Consider the following 17,662-nt stretch of genomic DNA (forward strand, 5'->3'; position numbering starts at 1 on the left):
GAGCGCTGGGGACCTCGACCTGACCCCGGCGAACGCCCGGCGCAGGACCGGCGGCACGACCGGGCCCAGGCGGGGTCCGGCCGGCGCCGACGGCAAGGACCCGCGCTGGCACCCGCTGGGCAGGTCGTCCCGTCGCCCGCCGCTTAGGGTTCGGCTCATGACGCAGGAGCCGCCGGACGACGCCTTCCGGGTCGTGACGTGGAACGTGAACTCGGTGACGGCGCGCGTTCCGCGCATGCTCGACTGGCTGGCCGCGACGCGCCCGCACGTCGTGTGCCTGCAGGAGACCAAGTGCACCGACGACGCGTTCCCGGTCGCGCAGGTGGCCGAGCTCGGCTACGAGACGGCGTCGCACGGCAACGGCCGGTGGAACGGTGTGGCGGTGCTCTCGCGCGTCGGGCTCGCCGAGGTCGTCCGCGGCCTGCCCGACGCCCCGGGCTACCCGGGTCCGAGGGATGTCGAGTCGCGGGCGGTGGCGGCGACCTGCGGCCCGGTGCGCGTGTGGTCGGTCTACGTGCCCAACGGCCGGGAGCCCGGGCACGAGCACTACGCCTACAAGCTGCGCTGGCTCGAGGCGCTGCGCGGGGCCGTGACGGCGGACGCGGCCGGCAGCCGCCCCTTCGCGGTGCTCGGGGACTTCAACGTCGCGCCGACCGACGCCGACGTCTGGGACGCGAAGGCGTTCGCCTCGTCCACCCATGTGACGCCGGCGGAGCGGGCCGCCCTGGCCGGGCTGCGCGAGACGGGCCTGTCCGACGTGGTGCCGCGCGCACTGAAGTACGACATCCCGTTCACCTACTGGGACTACCGCGCCGGCATGTTCCACAAGAACCTCGGGATGCGCATCGACCTCGTGTACGCCAACCCCGCGTTCGCGGGCGCCGTGGCCGATGCCTACATCGACCGCGAGGCACGGAAGGGCAAGGGCGCCTCGGACCACGCCCCGGTCGTCGTCGACCTGCGGCTGCCTCCTACGGTGGCGCCATGAGCGCGATCCCCACCTCCGTGATCTCCGCCGGCTCGCTCCTGGGCGGCTACCTGACCGGGCGCGCCACCGGCGTACGCCCGGCCGGCGGGGTCGTGCTGCTGGCGGGAGCTGTCGCGTGCGGGCGCCGCTGGCGGCGCACCGTCGGCCCGGCCCGGACGGCGGCGCTGCTCGCGACGTACGTCGGGGCGTTCGGGGCCTCCCACCCGCTCGCGAAGCGGATCGGCGCCTGGCCCAGCGTTGCCGTCGCCACCGGAGCGGTGGGGGCCGCGGCGTACGTCCTCGCCGACCGGTCAGCGCGCGGCTGACGCGTCCGCGACGGCAGCCCGCAGCAGCGCCTCCCGCTCGCTGATCTTCACCCGACGCCGCCCGGAGGCGACCCCGAGAGCGAGCTCGGCCTGGTCGATGGCGCGCCAGCCGTTCCAGCCGACCACCTGGACGCCGCGCGCGGCCAGCAGGCGGTCGACGTCGGCAGGCTCGCGGTGCGGTGCCCGGGGCAGCCGCTCGAGGTCCTCGAGCAGGGCACGGACCGTCTCGTGCGCGTCGTGCTTGTTCGTGCCGATGACCCCGGTCGGGCCGCGCTTGATCCAGCCGGCGACGTACTCGCCCGGCACCGGCTCCCCGTCCCGGAGCACCCGCCCGCCGGCGTTCGGGATCACGCCGTCGCGCTCGTCGAACGGCAGGCCCGGGATCGCGAGCCCGCGGTACCCGACCGAGCAGAGCACCAGCTGCGCGTCCAGGACGGACAGCTGGCCGGTGCCGGCGGCGCCACCGCTGCCGTCCAGCACGGTCCGCTCGACCTGGACCCCACTGACCCGCCCCTCGCCGAGGACGGCGTCCGGCCGTTGCAGGAAGCGCAGGTGCACCCTGCGCGGACGGCCCGCCGCAGGCCGCTCCGCCCAGCCCCGCAGCACCTCCAAGTTGCGGCGCAGCGTCGCGTCGGCCGCCACTGCGGCCTCGCTCGCCTCGTCGAGCTCGAGGTCGGCGGGGTCGACGACGACGTCAGCGCCGGCGATGTCCCCGAGCTCGCGCAGCTCCTTGGTGCTGAAGCGTGCCTGCGCCGGGCCGCGACGGCCGACGATCGACACCTCCTCGACCTTGCTGTCGGCGAGGACGCGGAGCACGTGCTCGGGCATGTCGGTCTGGCGCAGCGCGTCGATGTCCTTGGCCAGCAGCCGGGCGACGTCGAGGGCGACGTTGCCGAGGCCCACCACGACGACGCTGCGCGCCTCCAGCGTGAAGCGGTCGACCTGCGCGTCGGGGTGGCCGCAGTACCACGCGACGAAGTCGGTGGCGGAGAAGCTGCCGGGCAGGTCCTCTCCCGGCACGCCCAGCCGACGCCCCAACGCCGAGCCGCACGCGACCAGGACCGCGTCGTAGTGCTCGTGCAGGTCGGCGACGGTGATGTCCCGGCCGACCTCGACGTTGCCCAGGAACCGGACGTTCGGCTGCTCGAAGACCCGGTGCAGCGTGGCGGTGATGGAGCGGATCTTCTCGTGGTCCGGGGCGACGCCGTAGCGGACCAGCCCGAACGGGCAGGGCAGCCGGTCGAAGACGTCCACGGCCTCGTGGTGCTCGGCCAGCGCGCCGGCGGCATAGACACCCGCCGGCCCGGAGCCGACAACGGCTACGCGCAACATCGGCCCACTCTGTCACCTCGCCGCGTCGGGCGCTACGGTCGGCGCGGGCGCGGCGCACGACCGGAAGCGGCCGCTTGCAGGAGGGGGCCGCGAGTGACGGGCAGCGTGGGCGCGGTGGCGGGGCAGCTGCGGGACGCGCAGCCCGACCCCGGCGAGCGGCAGGCGTTCGTGGTCGACGTGCTGCACGACGCGCTCGGCGCGCTCGTCACGGCCGACCCGCCGGCGCTGCGCAAGAAGTTCCGCAAGATGGCCGCCGAGCCCTTCGCGTTCTACCGCGGCAGCGCCTGGCTCTTCTACGCCGACCTCGCGCCACTGGCCGACCCCTACGCCGACGAGCGCACCGGGCGCGTGTGGATCCAGGGGGACCTGCACGCGCAGAACTACGGCACCTACATGAACGACCGCGGGCGGCTCGTCTTCGACGTCAACGACTTCGACGAGTCCTACGTCGGGGCCTTCACCTGGGACGTCTCGCGGATGGCCGCCTCGCTCTACCTGCTCGGGGTGCAGAAGGCGCTGCACGACGACGACATCGACGAGATGGTCACGACGTACGCCCGGTCCTACGCCGAGCAGGTGTGCCGGTTCGCGACGGAGGAGAACGACCAGGACTTCGCCCTCCGGCTGGACACCACGACCGGTGCGCTGCACGCCGTCCTGCAGGCCGGGCGGCAGGGCAGCCGGGTCCAGCTGCTGGAGCGCAACACCGCCATCGAGGGCTTCGAGCGGGTGTTCGTCGACGGCCCCGGCGTGCGCCGGCTGGACAGCACGGAGCGGGAGGCGATCGAGGAGGCGTTCCGGGCGTACCTGCAGACGATCCCGGAGGAGAAGCGGCGGCCGGTCAACAGCTACCGGGTCAAGGACGTCGTCGGCCGGTCCGGTTTCGGCATCGGCTCCGCCGGGCTGCCGGCGTACAACATCCTGCTCGAGGGCGCGACCGAGGCGCTCGAGAACGACGTCATCCTCTCGATGAAGCAGGCGAACGTCGCCGCGCCGAGCCGTGTGGTCACCGACCCGTCGATCGCGGGGTACTTCCTGCACCACGGCCACCGGACCGTGCTCTCCCAGCGCGCGCTCCAGGCGCACGCGGACCCCTGGCTGGGCTACACCCAGGTCGACGGCACGGGATACGTCGTGGCCGAGCTCTCGCCGTACGAGGCCGACCTCGACTGGGACGACCTGGCCGACGACGACCTGCTGCCGGTTCTCGCGGCCCTCGGGCAGGCCACCGCCAAGGCGCACTGCGTGGCCGACGAGACCGCCGACACGACCCTCGTCCCCTTCTCCACCGAGGAGGCGATCGCGGCAGCCATCGACGGACAGGGCGGGGTCGAGGAGTTCGCCGGGCAGATCCGCGACGTGGGGCGGGTGTACGGCGAGATCGCGCGAGCGGACTACTCGCTCTTCGTCGACGCCTTCCGGAACGGCGTCATCCCCGGCCTCTGACGGTTTCCACACCTGTCGGCCCCGGGCGCAACCAGGTTCCGACGCGTCCCGCGGACGACTCCACGCTGTACGTCGACCTCTACATCCCCTCGACGTCGAGCTGGGTGCCCGTGGGCCCACCGTGCAGGTGTTCTTCTACGGCCCTACGGTGGACGCGCCGGTCGACCGCTCCCTGGACGCCGGGCGCATCGCCACCACCGACGCCGCCGAGGCCAGGCAGCTGGTGGCGGCCGCGAGGAGCTGGCACGCGCAGGGCACCATGCGCCGGCCGCGAACGGGCTGGAGAACGTGCTCGACCACCTCTCCCACCGGATGACGGGACGCGGGGGCGAGGGCAGCCCTGCTGCGCGACACGCAGGCGCTGCTGACCTCCTCCGGCGGTGGCGGCACCGTCGCCGTCTGCTCGCTCTGACGCCTCCTGCACGAGTGACCGGCCCGCGGCGCTACCCGCGGGCCCGTCGTGCTTCGTCCTCAGGCGTCGGGAGGCGCGGCGTAGCGCGCCGCGATCGCCGCCGCACGCCCGTGCAGGGCGGTGCGCAGCTCCACCGGTGACAGCGCCTCCGCCGCAGCGCCGAGCTGCCACAACGCCCAGGTCGCGTGCCGGATGTCCTGGAATGCCGCCTCCAGCCGCAGCCAACCGTCCGGGTCGGCCCGCTCCCCGCTGACGGCCAGGGCCGTCCGGTCGAGCTCCTCGCGCCGCTCGGGCCGCAGGCGCAGCGACACCAGGACGCGCTCCCCGCTATTCCTGAACCGGGTACCCCGCGCGGCCCAGACCTGCTCCAGGTCCACCGGGCCCGGCCGCTCGGCCGGCTCGTCGAGCTCCTGCGCAGCGAGGACGCGGCAGACCCGGTAGGTCCGGTCCTCGCCTGCCCGTGTGGCCAGCAGGTAGCCCTGGCCGCGGACGACGACCAGCCCGACGGGGCTCACCGTCCGCCAGCCCGGCTCACGGCCGACCGGCGCGTAGCGGATGCGCACCAGACGGCCCGAGACCACCGCTTGCCGCAGCTGGGCCATCACCGCCTGCGGAACCTCCTCCGTCTCGCGCAGCCGCCGGGAGAGCAGGTCGGCCGCCGGGTCGATGAGCATCCGCTGCGCACCGTCCACCGCCCTGTCCCGGTGGCTCTCGGGCAGCGCATCGACGACCTTGAGCACGGCAGCCGCGAGCGCCGGCCCGAGCCCGAGGGCCTGCACCCCCGGCCGCGAGCCCGCGACGAGCAGGGCGACCGCCTCGTCGTGGGTGAGCCCGGTCAGCTCCGCCTGGAAGCCGGGCAGCAGCGCGAAGCCGCCGTGCCGGCCGCGCTCGGCGTAGACGGGGACGCCGGCCGCGGACAGCGCCTCGATGTCGCGCAGCACGGTGCGGGTCGACACCTCGAGCTCGCGCGCGAGCGCGGCAGCGGACAGCCTCCCGCGCTGGCGCAGCAGGAGAACCAGAGCGACCAGCCGATCAGCCCGCACGCCCGAGATCCTGGCAGGAATACCTGACACGAGGTGACGTCATTGGCAGCGAGGCTGGTCGGTACCAGGGGCTCGAGCCGATCGGCCCCGTACGCAGGAAGAGGGCTTCTCGTGACCATCGAACGCTCTGCGATCAACCCGTGGGCCTGGTCCGTGCCGCTCGGCTACGACCAGGCGCAGGCCGTGTCGGGGCACGCCCGGACCGTCTACTGCTCGGGCCAGGCCGCCATGAGCAGCGACGGGGCTCCCCAGCACGCCGGCGACATGGCGGCGCAGCTTGCCCTCAGCCTGGACAACCTGCAAGCCGTCCTCGAGGCCGCCGGCACGGCACTGGCCGACCTGGTGCGGCTCACCGTCTACACCACGGACGTGGACGCGCTGTTCGCGCACTACGCCGTGCTCACGTCGCGGCTGGTGGCCGCCGGGGCCGCCCCCGCGACGACGGTGCTCGGCGTGACCAGCCTGGCGCTCCCGCCCCTCCTGGTCGAGCTCGAGGGCACCGCCGCCGTCTGACCGGGCCCGCCGGCTCCTGCGTCACACCGTCGTGTCCCTGGGGCTGTCGGAGTGGCCGCGCACGGAGCCGGCGTGGGCGCGGGCCGTCGGGTCGCGCCGCACCTTGATCAGGCTCGCGACCGTCGTGACCGTGAGGATGACCGCGATGATCCCGAGCGAGAGCAGTGTCGGGATCTCGGGCACGTCGTCGTTGACCGTGTGGCCCCAGTGCAGGATCAGCTTGACCCCGATGAGCGCGAGGACGAGCGCCAAACCAGTGGACAGGTAGACGAGCCGGTCGAGCAGCCCTTGCACGAGGAAGAACAGGGCCCGCAGGCCGAGCAGGGCGAAGGCGTTCGCCGCGAAGACGATGAACGTCTCCTGGGTGACGCCGAACACCGCCGGGATCGAGTCCAAAGCGAAGAGGAGGTCGGTGCTGCCGATCGCCACGAGCACGATGAACAGCGGCGTGACCACGCGCTTGCCGTCGATGCGCGTGACCAGCCGGCCCTCGTCGTACTCGGTCGTCGTGGGCAGGACGCGCTTCACGCCGCGGACGAGGGCGTTCTCCTCGATCTCGGGGTCCTCGTCGCGGTGCCGGTACAGCTGCACCGCCGTCCACACGAGCAGCAGGCCGAAGAGCAGGAACATGAACGAGAAGAGCTCGAGCAGGGCGGCGCCGAGCGCGATGAAGATCACGCGCATGACGAGCGCCAGCACGATGCCGAAGGTCAGCACCTTCTGCTGGTGCCGATCGGGCACGGCGAACGTCGTCATGATGATGACGAACACGAAGAGGTTGTCGACCGACAGGCTCTTCTCGACCAGGTAGCCGGCGAAGTACTCGGTGCCGTAGTCCCAGCCGGCTATCGCCCCGAGCACGAGGCCGAATGCCACGGCGACACCGATGTAGAACACGGACCAGGCCGTCGCCTCGCCGAACCCGACGTGGTGCGGCCGGAGCGCGCCGACCGCGAGGTCGAGCGCCAGGAGCGCGAGGACGAGTCCGACTGTGGCAGCCCACGCCGCCGTGGTGACCTCCATGAGCGGACGCTACCGCGAGCGGCATCGGCCGTGCAGCGCGCGTGCACCCGCACGCAGCGGGCCCGCGGCCGGACGGCCGCGGGCCCGCGGACGTTCTCGTCTCCTCAGACGTCCGCGCACTGCCCGTGGCCGCGGCCCGTGGCCGTCGTGCCGGTCAGCGTGGGCGGCGTGGCGTTCCCGTCGCAGCGGAGCTTGCCCTTCACGGCCGTCCCGCTGAGGTCCGGCGGGAGGGAGGACGTCGTGCCGTCGACCCGCACCTGCCCGGCGACCTCGGCATCGACGAGGCGCAGCATGCGCGTGGTGCCGGTGACGGCCACGGTGCCGTTGACAGCGGTGTCGGTGAGCGCGACCACCCTGGCCCCTTCAGCCACCAACGAGCCGCGGATGCTGCTGCCGTTCGCGACGAGCGACGCGCCCGGCCCGACCTTCACGGCCCCGCGCACGTCGGCGCCGGACAGACAGGTGACACCCGAGGCCAGGGTGAGCGGGCCGCTGACCCGACCGCTCAGGGACGTGGTGCAGGCCTGCGGCGCGAGCGCGGAGAGCCGGTCGTACTCCGCTTGCGTGACCGGCAGCACGGTGCCGTGGCGCGGCCGCGCCGGCAGCTGGTAGCTCGTCGACAGCCTCCAGCTGCCGGACTCGAGGTCCGTGGTCTCGAAGGGGACGTATCCGCGCCCGCCGTTCTCGTCAATGAAGAGGTACCACTTGTCCTCGGTGTTCGACTTGAAGACCGTCGGCCCCTCGGCCTGGCTGACGACCCCCTGTCCGATACAGGTCTTGATCATGCCCCAGTTCCTCGACAGCACCGAGTCGGCCTTCTGCTGGAACGGGAACTTGCCGCACGGGGCCGCCGTGGACCGTCCGCGCTCGTCCTTGGTGAAGCGGTAGTAGGTGTCGCCGTTCTTGATGACCGTGGAGTCGATGACGGCATAGCCGGGGTCGTACCAGACCTCGGGCTCGGAGAACGTGTGGAAGTCCCGGGTCGTCGCGTACATCATCTTCTGGTACTGGCTACCGGTGTGGTTCGGGTCGTCGGCGGCGTAGATCTTCGACGCCCAGAACACGACGTACGCGCCGAGGGCGTCGTCGTAGTAGGCCTCGGGCGCCCAGGTGTTGCCGGCTTCCTTCGGCGAGACCAGGACGTGCCGCTGCTCCGACCAGCTGACCAGGTCGGTCGACTCCCAGACCTCGATGTAGCGGCTGCCCTGGGCCTGGGCGCGGGTCCAGTCGCCGTTCCCGTAGATCTTGAGGTCGGTGGCGATCATGTAGAACTTGTCGCCCTCGGGCGAGCGGATGATGAAGGGGTCGCGCAGCCCCTTCTCCCCCACCTGCGAGGTGATGACCGGCTGGCCGCCATCGAGCTCGCGCCAGCGCAGCGGGTCGTTGCCCTGGCTCAGCGCGAAGTAGATCTGCTCGCCGTTGGCCGTCCCCTCCCCCGTGAAGTAGGGGAACGTGTAGCCCTTCAGCGGAGCCTGCAGCGGGCGCTTGCGCACCTTCGCCGTCACCTTGACGGTCTCCGTGGCGCTGCCGTTGGTGACCGTGGCCGTCAGCTCGACGGCCTGGTCGCGAGCTGCGGGGCGACGCACGATGCCGTCGGCGGACACGATCGACGCGTTGGCCGACCTCCACGAGACCCGGGAACCGTGCTTCCCTGAAGTGGGCAGCGTCAGGTTGCCCCGGACGTCGTCGGCGTTGTTCACGACGAGCGCCGCGGCATCTCGCTGGGCCTTGTCGGCGTCGCTGAACTCGGCAAGGACGCGGACCTCGAACGACCTCGTGTCCGAGACCCCGCCGCTCGTGAGCGTGGCCGTCAGCACGGCGCGCACGTTGCCCGCTCCAACCGCCGGGCGGGTGACCCGGCCGCTGCTCGTGATCACTGCCGCGTTGCTCGTGGACCAGGTGATGGCGGACCCGTTCGCCCCGCTGGTGGGCAGCGGGAGGTCGTTCTCCAGGTCCCACAGCGGGCCGAGGTCGAGCGCGGCCTTGTCGAGGGCCACGGCTCGGGAGGTGACGGCGCTCGCCAGCTGAGCCACCTCGCGCGGGGCAAGTGCGCGGTCGTAGACGCGGAAGTCACGCAGACGGCCGTTGAAGTACCGGTCACCTGAGTAGAGCGAGCGGCCGATGTAGTTGGCGGTGGTCACCCCGTTGCCGATCCCGCCGGGGGTGATCGTGACGTTCGTGTTCCGGCCGACCTCCAGCCCGTTCTCGTAGATCACGCCGACACCGCCGCTGAGCGTGTAGGCGATGTGCTTCCACACTCCCCGCGTGAGGTTGCGGCTGGGGGACGGGCGCGTGGTCTGCTCCGTGCTCCAGTTGCCGGTCGCGATGGTCGTCCGGTAGTCGTTGCCCGTGGTGAACAGATAGCCGTTCCCGTACGCTCCGCTGGAGTTGCCCATCCCCCAGATGAAGTACGGCGTGGCCTGCCCGGTGTTGATGAGGACGTCCGCGGACACCGAGATCGAGCTCAGGCCCGCCATCACGTCGTTCGGCATGCGGACGTACGTGTTCGATCCGTTGAAGGCGAGGCCCTGCCCCGGGGCCTCGACCGCCGTCCCGTGCAGGGTGCCGTTGCGGCCGTTGCCGGAGGAGTCAACCGCGACTCCTCCGGTGTCGCCCTGCAGGCTGTAGTGGAGGAGCAGTCCCTCGGTGACGTCGGCGGCGCGGGCCGGCGCGGGGCCGGTGGCCACCGTGCCGACCAGCAGCGACAGGGACAGGGCCGAGGCAAGCGCCCCCAGACGAGCCCTGGGACGCGGGCCGGAACGGCTTTTGGTCGGGGTCCCGCGGCGGCGGACGTGCATCGGCTCTCCTCGCTACGACAATGTGAGCGCTAACAGCTGACCCGCGACAGTGTTGGTGGACCCGGGGCGGAGCGTCAACGGCAGGCCGGTCACGATCCGGCCACGGACACGACAGGCCCTGCCGGAGGTCGGCGGGGCCTGTCGTCCGAGCGTTGCGGCGTCGGTCAGAGCGACACGAGCATCGTCCGCGACACGCGCTTGCCCCCGGCGGAGGCGGTCACCGACAGCCGGTACTGGCCCTTGACGGCCTTGCCCCTGATCCGCTTGTTCCACACGATGGCCCGCTCGCCCTTGCCCACGACCCGCGCGGACAGCTTCGTGTACGTGCCCGTCTTCCCCTTGCGCACGGGGGCAGCCTGCAGCGTCACCGTCGATCGCTTGTCGACCGTGATCTCCACCCGGACCGAGGCCTTGGCCACCGTCGTGCGGCAGCTGCCGCGGGCCCTCAGCCCGCACAGCGCCAGCTTCGGCGCGGCCGGCTGCGCGACCGGCCCGGTCGTCGGCGGTGCCGGCGGGGCTGGGGCGACCGGGGGCGCCGGCGTGGTGGGCGGAGCCGCGGCGCCCTGCGGGGTGGGGGCGTACGCCAGGCCCGTCGCGGCGAGGCGGCCGACGGTGTTGGCTCCGCTGTCGAGGAACCACAGCGCCCCGTCGGGGGTGAACGTGAAGTCCTCGACGCGGTAGTTGCCGAGGGAGGCGTAGGAGAGCGACCCGTCCGGGTTCGCCCGCGCGAGGACTCCGGTCTTGGCCCCGTCCACCTCCACCTGCATCGCGAAGTAGACCAGGCCGTCGGGCCCGCGCTCCATCGCGTGCGGAAGGTAGTCGCCCTCGAAGCTGATCGTGCGCGGGGTCGTGCCCTGCAGGTACCCGACCGTCCCGCCGCGGGCGGGATAGGTCATCCCGCCCGGGGCGAACTGCGCCCACCACAGCCGGCCCTGCGCGTCGAAGGCCAGGGAGTTGAGCCGCTCGGCGCCCCGGTCCGGGATGGGGATGTTGACCTGCCGGCCCTCGGGGGTGAGGTGCTTGAGGTAGCGCCAGCTGTCGCCGTACCAGACGGACCCGTCCCCGACGGCGACCAGCGGCCCGTCGTCGTAGTCGGCGGGGTAGCGCTGCAGGTGCGTGGCTGCGCCGTTGATGCGGCGGACCTCCTCACCGATCGAGTCGGTCTGCCAGACGCCGCCGTCAGCAGCCGCCGCGAGGTCCTCGGTCACCCCGTCGTTGCTGCTGCCGTCGTCCACCAGCGCGATCTGGCCCCCCGGGGCGATGCGCGAGACCGCACGGTTCACGTCGTGGCTGAACCAGAGGTAGCCGCCGGAGCTCACGATGTTGTCCGGGCCCCAGTCCTCGTCCAGGTCGTCCGGCTCGTACGCGTAGGGGATCTCGGTGATCTGCCCGGTCGCCGGGCTCACCACGCCCAGCCGGTGCCCCTGCCGCTGGGTGAACCAGAGGTTCCCGTCGGGCCCGACGACGATCTCGCGGGGGTTGCTGTCGGCCGTCGGGATCGGGAACAAGTCGACGGTCGCGGCCCTGGCCGCTGACCGCTCCGCCCCGGGCGAGGCGGCCGCTGCGGCGGGAGCCGCCAGCGCGAGGACGGCGGCGGCGACGGGCAGGGCACGAAGAGCGTTTGCGAATCGCACCCGAGGCAGTCAAGCAAAGCTCGGCCGTTTCCGGAACCCGTACGGTTCGCCCCGTCGTGTCCGGAAGCGGTCGGGGGCGTGAACAACCGGCGACTCAGACCTCGATCTCGGCGAGGACGCGGGGGATCTCCCCCAGCAGCTCGCGGGCGAGGAAGCCGAGCTTGCCCACGGACGCCGCCAGCCGGTCACCGGCCCGCTTGTGCAGATGCGCCCCCCACACGGCCGCCTGGGCCGGCTCGGCGCCCCGAGCGGCCAGGCCCACGACGACGCCCGCGTGCACGTCGCCGGAGCCGGAGACGCCGAGGCCGCTGCCCCCGCTCTCGTCGCGCCAGGACCGGCCGTCGGGGTGCGCGGTCCAGGACTCCGCGCCCCCGCTCGTCACCACGGCCGAGGTGGCCCGGGCGGCGGCGAGCACGGCCCCCCGGACGTCGCGGTCGACGCGCTCCCGCTCGACGCCGAGCATCATCGACAGCTCGAGGTTGTTCGGAGTCAGCACCGTCCGGCCGGCAGCACCCTGCAGCCCGGGACGGCCCTCCTCCACGACGGCCACCGCGAGCGCGTCCAGCACGATGCTGCAGGGCGCCTCCCGCAGCACGCGCCCGGCCAGCTCGACGGTCTCGTCCTCCCCGACCATCCCGGGGCCGACCAAGGTGGCCGCCGCGTCTGCGGCCAGCTCGAGGACGCGGTCGGCGCCCGAGGGGTCGATGCCGCCGGACCGGGTCTCGGGCAGCGCCCGGACCAGCGCCTCCGGCAGCGCGACGGCGAGGTGGGGCGCCATCGACGCTACCGTCGCGACCTGCAGCTTGCCGGCGCCGCAGCGCAGCGCGGCCTCGGCGGCCAGCAGCACCGCGCCGGGGGTCTCGGCGCTGCCGCCGACGATGAGCGTGCGGCCGCGGGCCTCCTTGTCCTCGCCTGGCGCGGGCAGCGGCCACTGGCGCAGCACACCCGAGGTGACGACGACAGGGTCAGACATCGCCGGCCGGCACGTCGGGCTCGTCGGTGACCGCGGCGCCCTGGGCCTGCAGGTGCGTGGTCTCGTTGTACGTCCGCAGCCGCAGGCTCGCGCCCGAGCGCCCGTAGGTGGTCACGGACGCGTTCGCCAGCGTGTCGTCCTTCTGGATCGCCAGCACCTCCTGCTCGGTAAGGCCCTCCAGGACGTACCGGAAGACCATGATCACTGCTTCGTGCGCGACGACCAGCACGTCCTGGCCACCGCAGTCGAGGCGGATCGAGTCCAGCACGCTGCGGACCCGCAGCGCGACGTCGGACCAGGACTCCCCGCCCGGGGGCCGGTAGTAGAACTTGCCGAGGTGGTCACGGCGGGCGGACTCCTCCGGGTACGCCTGCCGGATGCCTGCGCCCGTGTAGCCGTCGAGGACACCGAGGTCGCGCTCGCGCAGGCGCTCGTCGCGGACGAGCGGCAGCTCGATGCCGGCCGCACGCAGGGCGATCTCCGCGGTGGAGCTCGCCCGGGCGTACGGGGAGCAGAGGGCGACCGTCGGGGGCCCGGCCTGCCGGGAGAGCCACCCCCCCAGGCTCTGGGCCTGCGCCCGGCCGGTGTCGGTCAGCGGCACGTCCGGGTCCCGCGTGGACAGCTCGAGGCGTGGCGAGCCGGCCTCCCGGGCCGTGCGGTCGGCGACGTTGCCGGTGCTCTCGCCGTGGCGAGCGAGCCACAGCTGCCGCGGCCAGTCCGAGTCGATCACGCGGCTGGCGTACCCACCGGCGGCCCGCTCGACGCGCCGAGCGGTGCCTTCAGGGGGCGGGCGGCCGGTGGGGCGTCGCGGCTAGCCTGCCGCGATGACGGTACGGACGGTGCTGCGCGGGGCCAGGTGGCCAGGGGACGTCGCGATGCAGGACGGGCGGATCGTGGCGGTCGGCTCGATCGAGCCGCTGCCGGGCGACCGTGTGGTCGACGTCGCGGGGGACGTCGTGACGGCGGGGCTGGTCAACACCCACCACCACCTCTTCCAGTGGGCGACCCGCGGGCGGGCGGTCGACAGCGACCTGTTCGGCTGGCTCACGACGCTCTACCCGCTGTGGCAGCGGCTGGGCCCGGAGGACGTCCACGCAGCGGCGGTCGTCGGCCTCGCGCAGCTCGCGCTGACCGGGTGCACCACCGCCGCCGACCACCACTACCTGGTGCCCCGCGGGGACGACTCCGTCTTCGACCGGATCGCGGACGCGGGCCGCGAGGTCGGGATCCGCATCGCGCTCGCGCGCGGGTCCATGGACCTCGGGGAGTCCGCCGGAGGGCTGCCCCCGGACTCGGTGGTCGAGGACCGCGACGCGATCCTCGAGAGCACCGCCGCGGTGGCCGACCGGCTGCACGACGGGGCGCGGGTGCAGGTGACCGTGGCCCCGTGCGCCCCCTTCAACGTGACGCCGGAGCTGATGCGGGAGTCGGCCGCTCTGGCCCGCTCGCTCGGCCTGCGGCTGCACACGCACCTGGCCGAGACCGTCGACGAGGAGCGCGACTGCCTCGCCCGCTTCGGCCGCCGGCCGGTCGACCTGCTCGACGAGCTGGGCTGGATCGCCGACGACGTCTGGGTCGCGCACGGCATCCACTTCGACGACGCCGAGGTGGCGCGGCTCGGCGCGGCGGGGACCGGCGTGGCGCACTGCCCGTCGAGCAACGCGCGGCTCGGCGCCGGACTGTGCCGGGTCACGGACCTGACAGCGGCGGGCGTGCCGGTCGGGCTGGGCGTCGACGGCGCCGCGAGCAACGAGGTCGGTGGGCTCTTCGCCGAGATCCGGCAGGCGCTCTACGTGGGCCGGCTGCGCGGCGGCGCCGATGCGCTGGGAGTTCGCGACGTGCTACGTCTCGCGACCGAGGGCGGCGCCCGCTGCCTGGGGCGGGACGACATCGGCCGGCTCGAGCCCGGCGCGCGCGCCGACGTCGCCGTCTGGCCCGGCGACGACATCGCCGACATGCCGGACCCGCTGGCCGCGCTGGTGCTCGGCCCGGACCGGCTCGTCCGCCATCTGTACGTCGAGGGGGAGCCGGTCGTGGCGGACGGGGAGCTCGTGGGGCTCGACCTGCGGGCCGCGCGGGAGCGGCTGGCCGGGCGGGCGCGCCGGCTCTGGGACTAGGCCTGCTCGGGACGGGGCCTGGCCCGCGCTGTCACCCGACCCCCCCGCCGCCCCGGGGGCGACGCCGGGGCGCTCCCGTCCACCACCCCTGGCGGCGGGCTACCTGTACTCGGCCGTCAGGTTGGTGACACGGGTAGGCGGCTGGCGGGGACGGCGCCCTTGAGTGCGTGGTGTGCTCGTTCATTGTTGTAGTGCTCGAGCCAGGGGACGAGGGCGGCGGTGCGTTCGGCGTTGCTGGTGAAGACCTGCCGGTAGGCCCATTCGGCTTGCAGGGTGCGGTTGAAGCGTTCGACGTTGCCGTTCTGCCAGGGGCAGTGCGGCTTGATGAGGACGTGCCTTGCGCCGAGGTCGTGCAGCACCGACGTCATGTCGGCGCTGCGGGTGTAGGACCAGTGGTTGTCTGTCATGACCCGCTCGACGGTGGTGATTCCGGCGGCGCGGAAGGAGGCGGCGGCGCGGGCCAGGAACGCGGCGCAGGTCGAGCCCTTCTCGTCGGGCAGGACTTCGGAGTAGGCGAGCCGGGAGTGGTCGTCGACGGCGGAGTGGACGTAGTCGAACCCGATCCGGGCCTTCTTCTTCGCGGCGGTGCTGCCCATCTGGCGGCCGTGGGCGCGCCAGCCGCCACCGTCGGGGATCCGGCCGATCTTCTTGACGTCCATGTGGATCAGCTCGCCCGGCCGGGCGCGCTCGTAGCGGACCGCGGTGGTCTTCGAGGCCCGGATCCGGTCCCCGGTCAACGGGTCGCACTCGGCCAGCCGTGGCACGTCGTGCCGGCGCAGGACCCGGGTCACGGTGCGCTCAGGGACCCCGCACTCGGCGCCGAGCCAGGCCGGGCCGCGCCGGTGCTGAGCGCGGGCAGCGAGCACGCGCTGCTCGGCCTCAGCGCTGGTCCGGGTCGGGGTCGAGTGAGGGCGCGAGGACCGGTCCAACAGGCCGGCCGGTCCTTCGGCGTCGTAGCGGGCCACCCAGCGGTGGGCGCACTGGCGGGAGACGCCGAGCTCCTTGGCCACGTGCGCGACGGGGCGCCCGTCGGATCGGACGCGCCGCACCAGCAGGAGCCGCCCATGAACGGTCAGGCGGGCGTTAGCGTGGGCCACGAAGACCTCCGGGTTTGGTGACTGACTTCGCAATCACCACCGCACCCGGAGGTCTTCGTCATGATCAAGCCGACACGCCCGCTGTCACCGACGTCCTGGCCGAGTACAGCTACCGGGCTCGCTCCACGACAACGGCGGCCTGGATAAGCCCGGCGTGCCGGCGGTAGCGCCCGCGCAGCCGGCGCACCCCGGATGGGCCCTCGTCCACCAGCGCGGTGACGACGAAGGCCTGCGCCTCAGCCTCGAGCACCACCTCGCCCTGGTCGAACTCGAGCGGGACTCCGGTGAGCGGGAACCACGCCTTGTAGAACGCCTCCTTGGCACAGAACAGCAGCCGGTCCCAGTTGGCGTCGGGCCGGCCACGGGACAGCAGGAGCAGCCGCTGCCGCTCGGCGGGGCGTGCGACGAGGCCAAGCACCCCGTCGGGCAGCGGCTCGTCGGGCTCCGCGTCGATGCCGACACCGGCGACGTCGGCCGCGTGCGCGACGGCCGCGGCGCGGTAGCCGGCGCAATGGGTGATGGACCCGACGACGCCCGTCGGCCAGAGCGGCTCGCGGCTGGGACCGGAGAGCACCGGCCCCGGTGGGAGGCCCAGCCGGGCCAGCGCCTCGCGGGCGCACCGCCGACCCGTCGCGAACTCCGCCCGGCGCTTGGGCACCGCCGCGGCCACGAGCAGCTCCTCCGCGGGGAAGAGCGGGGCCGGGGCGCAGTCGTCGTACGCCTCGGCGACGACGACGGACGCCGGCAGGAGCGAGGCCAGCCCGGAGCCCGTCGGCCCGGCCGGCCCGCTCAGTGCGCGGCCTCCCGCACGAGGACGGGGACGCGCTGCACGAGGTTGCTGGCCATGCCCTGCCGGTTCCACGCCTGGTCGACGGGCTGGACGTTGCCGGCCTCGTCGGTGGCGCGGCAACACAGCACGGTCGGGCCGGGCACCGTCGCGTCCCACGCGAAGGACCACGACCTCCAGGCCCAACGCCCCTCGTCGGCGCCGAGGGACGCCTCGTGCCACTCGGCCCCGCCGTCCGTGCTCACCTGCACCCGCGCGACCGGCGCCATCCCCGACCACGCCCGCCCGGTCAGCACGTGACGGCCGGTGTCCAGGACGCGCGCCCGGGTCATGAAGTCGGGGAAGCCGGGTGGCTGCAGCAGCGCACGCGGGCGGATGCGGGTCACCGGCTCGCCGTCCTCGTCGCCCTGCTTGAGCCGGTAGGCCACGGTGTTCTGGAACCCGTCGAAAGGACGGTCCAGCACGGAGATCTCGCGCAGCCACTTCACCGACGCCATGCCGTACCAGCCCGGCGCGACGAGCCGGAGCGGCGCCCCGTGCTGCGGCGGCAGCGGGACGCCGTTCATCTCGTAGGCCAGCAGGACCTCGGGCGCGGTGGCGTCGGCGACCGAGAGGCCGCGGGCGTAGTCCTGCTCGACGCCCCGCTCGATGCCGTGGTCGTGCCCGGTGAAGGAGACGTCGACGGCCGAGGGCAGCAGCCCGGCCTCGGCGAGCAGCGGGGCCAGCGGCGTGCCCGTCCACTCGGCGGTCCCCACGGCCTCGTCGAGCCAGGGCTGGCTGACCGGGCGCGGCAGCAGGCGGGCCCGCCCGTTGCCCGCGCACTCCAGCGTGACCCGGGTGGTGACGCGTGGCCGGTCCCGCAGGTCGGCCAGCGAGAGGGCCAGCTCTCGCTCCACGGCGCCGGACACGCGCAGCGTCCAGGTGGCCAGGTCGACGTGCGGGATGTCGTAGTGCACGAGCAGGTAGTGCATCCCGAGCGGCGTCACGTCGTAGCGCAGCGCCTCCAACGGGAGGCCGGAGTTGCGCGCCGCCAGCCGCAGCTCGTCGAGCGACACGGCCTCGTCCGGCTCGGCGATGCGGGCGGCGGTCTCCAGCAACTGCTCGCTCATCGAAGCCTCCGCGCTGAGGGCGGCTCAGGAAGCCGCTCGGTAGGGATTGCCCGAGGAGCCTACTGCGCCCGGCACCTCTGCCCTC

15 protein-coding genes are annotated in these 17,662 nt (G+C 73.5%); 5 read left to right on the plus strand and 10 right to left on the minus strand.

The window, feature by feature from the left end; all coding sequences use genetic code 11:
• The first annotated feature begins 157 nt into the window (after positions 1 to 157).
• Together G9H72_RS08765 and G9H72_RS08770 are read left to right on the plus strand one after the other, a co-directional pair.
• Positions 158 to 988, plus strand: coding sequence for an exodeoxyribonuclease III (locus G9H72_RS08765; RefSeq protein WP_166170010.1), 831 nt, complete (start codon positions 158 to 160; stop codon positions 986 to 988).
• Positions 985 to 1,293: a hypothetical protein gene (locus tag G9H72_RS08770; protein WP_166170012.1), complete on the plus strand. Its 309-nt coding sequence runs from the start codon at positions 985 to 987 to the stop codon at positions 1,291 to 1,293. Before G9H72_RS08765 ends, G9H72_RS08770 begins: the two co-directional genes overlap by 4 nt.
• Here the strand turns inward: G9H72_RS08770 and G9H72_RS08775 are convergent.
• Complete coding sequence (locus tag G9H72_RS08775; RefSeq protein WP_166170014.1) at positions 1,279 to 2,625, minus strand: FAD-dependent oxidoreductase; 1,347 nt, start codon at positions 2,623 to 2,625, stop codon at positions 1,279 to 1,281. The genes G9H72_RS08770 and G9H72_RS08775 overlap by 15 nt on opposite strands.
• Before the next feature lie 114 nt (positions 2,626 to 2,739).
• On the opposite strand from G9H72_RS08775, the gene G9H72_RS08780 reads away from it, so the two are divergent.
• Complete coding sequence (locus tag G9H72_RS08780; protein WP_166170518.1) at positions 2,740 to 4,071, plus strand: DUF2252 domain-containing protein; 1,332 nt, start codon at positions 2,740 to 2,742, stop codon at positions 4,069 to 4,071.
• A gap of 471 nt (positions 4,072 to 4,542) precedes the next feature.
• Here the strand turns inward: G9H72_RS08780 and G9H72_RS08785 are convergent, their stop codons facing one another.
• A complete protein-coding gene (locus G9H72_RS08785; RefSeq protein WP_166170016.1) occupies positions 4,543 to 5,526 on the minus strand; it encodes a helix-turn-helix transcriptional regulator in 984 nt (327 codons plus the stop codon).
• A 117-nt stretch (positions 5,527 to 5,643) separates the two neighbouring features.
• On the opposite strand from G9H72_RS08785, the gene G9H72_RS22355 reads away from it, so the two are divergent.
• The gene (locus tag G9H72_RS22355) at positions 5,644 to 6,039 is read left to right on the plus strand and encodes a RidA family protein (protein ID WP_166170520.1); all 396 of its coding nucleotides are present in this window, start codon (positions 5,644 to 5,646) and stop codon (positions 6,037 to 6,039) included.
• Positions 6,040 to 6,060: 21 nt separating this feature from the next.
• Here G9H72_RS22355 and G9H72_RS08795 read toward each other — a convergent pair whose 3' ends face one another.
• The 5 genes from G9H72_RS08795 to G9H72_RS08815 all read right to left on the minus strand — a co-directional run bounded on the left by G9H72_RS08795 (position 6,061) and on the right by G9H72_RS08815 (position 13,197).
• Entirely contained in the window at positions 6,061 to 7,062 is a 1,002-nt protein-coding gene (locus tag G9H72_RS08795) for a TerC/Alx family metal homeostasis membrane protein (RefSeq protein ID WP_166170019.1), read from the minus strand.
• 104 nt (positions 7,063 to 7,166) lie between these two features.
• On the minus strand, positions 7,167 to 9,860 hold the full coding sequence (locus G9H72_RS08800; RefSeq protein ID WP_166170021.1) for an immunoglobulin-like domain-containing protein: 2,694 nt from the start codon (positions 9,858 to 9,860) through the stop codon (positions 7,167 to 7,169).
• A gap of 164 nt (positions 9,861 to 10,024) precedes the next feature.
• Positions 10,025 to 11,494 (minus strand): Vgb family protein, encoded by a 1,470-nt coding sequence (locus tag G9H72_RS08805; RefSeq protein ID WP_166170023.1) that lies wholly within the window; start codon positions 11,492 to 11,494, stop codon positions 10,025 to 10,027.
• Positions 11,495 to 11,588: 94 nt separating this feature from the next.
• Complete coding sequence (locus G9H72_RS08810; protein WP_166170025.1) at positions 11,589 to 12,467, minus strand: NAD(P)H-hydrate dehydratase; 879 nt, start codon at positions 12,465 to 12,467, stop codon at positions 11,589 to 11,591.
• Complete coding sequence (locus tag G9H72_RS08815) at positions 12,460 to 13,197, minus strand: histidine phosphatase family protein (protein ID WP_166170027.1); 738 nt, start codon at positions 13,195 to 13,197, stop codon at positions 12,460 to 12,462. The genes G9H72_RS08810 and G9H72_RS08815 overlap by 8 nt, the downstream gene beginning before the upstream one ends.
• Positions 13,198 to 13,291: 94 nt before the next feature.
• Here G9H72_RS08815 and G9H72_RS08820 point away from each other — a divergent pair, with 94 nt between their 5' ends.
• Positions 13,292 to 14,584 carry an 8-oxoguanine deaminase gene (locus G9H72_RS08820; RefSeq protein WP_166170029.1) on the plus strand — a complete coding sequence of 431 codons (1,293 nt, stop codon included), beginning with the start codon at positions 13,292 to 13,294 and terminating at the stop codon, positions 14,582 to 14,584.
• A gap of 116 nt (positions 14,585 to 14,700) precedes the next feature.
• Here the strand turns inward: G9H72_RS08820 and G9H72_RS08825 are convergent, their stop codons facing one another.
• The 3 genes from G9H72_RS08825 to G9H72_RS08835 form a co-directional block, all read right to left on the minus strand.
• Positions 14,701 to 15,681, minus strand: coding sequence for an IS481 family transposase (locus G9H72_RS08825; RefSeq protein ID WP_166170032.1), 981 nt, complete (start codon positions 15,679 to 15,681; stop codon positions 14,701 to 14,703).
• 109 nt (positions 15,682 to 15,790) lie between these two features.
• Positions 15,791 to 16,351, minus strand: coding sequence for a 4'-phosphopantetheinyl transferase family protein (locus G9H72_RS08830; RefSeq protein ID WP_331272116.1), 561 nt, complete (start codon positions 16,349 to 16,351; stop codon positions 15,791 to 15,793).
• A 119-nt stretch (positions 16,352 to 16,470) separates the two neighbouring features.
• Positions 16,471 to 17,577, minus strand: a complete 1,107-nt coding sequence (locus tag G9H72_RS08835; RefSeq protein WP_166170034.1) for a sulfite oxidase — start codon at positions 17,575 to 17,577, stop codon at positions 16,471 to 16,473.
• Positions 17,578 to 17,662 lie beyond the last annotated feature (85 nt).

It is taken from the genome of Motilibacter aurantiacus, assembly GCF_011250645.1.
Classification (GTDB): domain Bacteria; phylum Actinomycetota; class Actinomycetes; order Motilibacterales; family Motilibacteraceae; genus Motilibacter_A; species Motilibacter_A aurantiacus.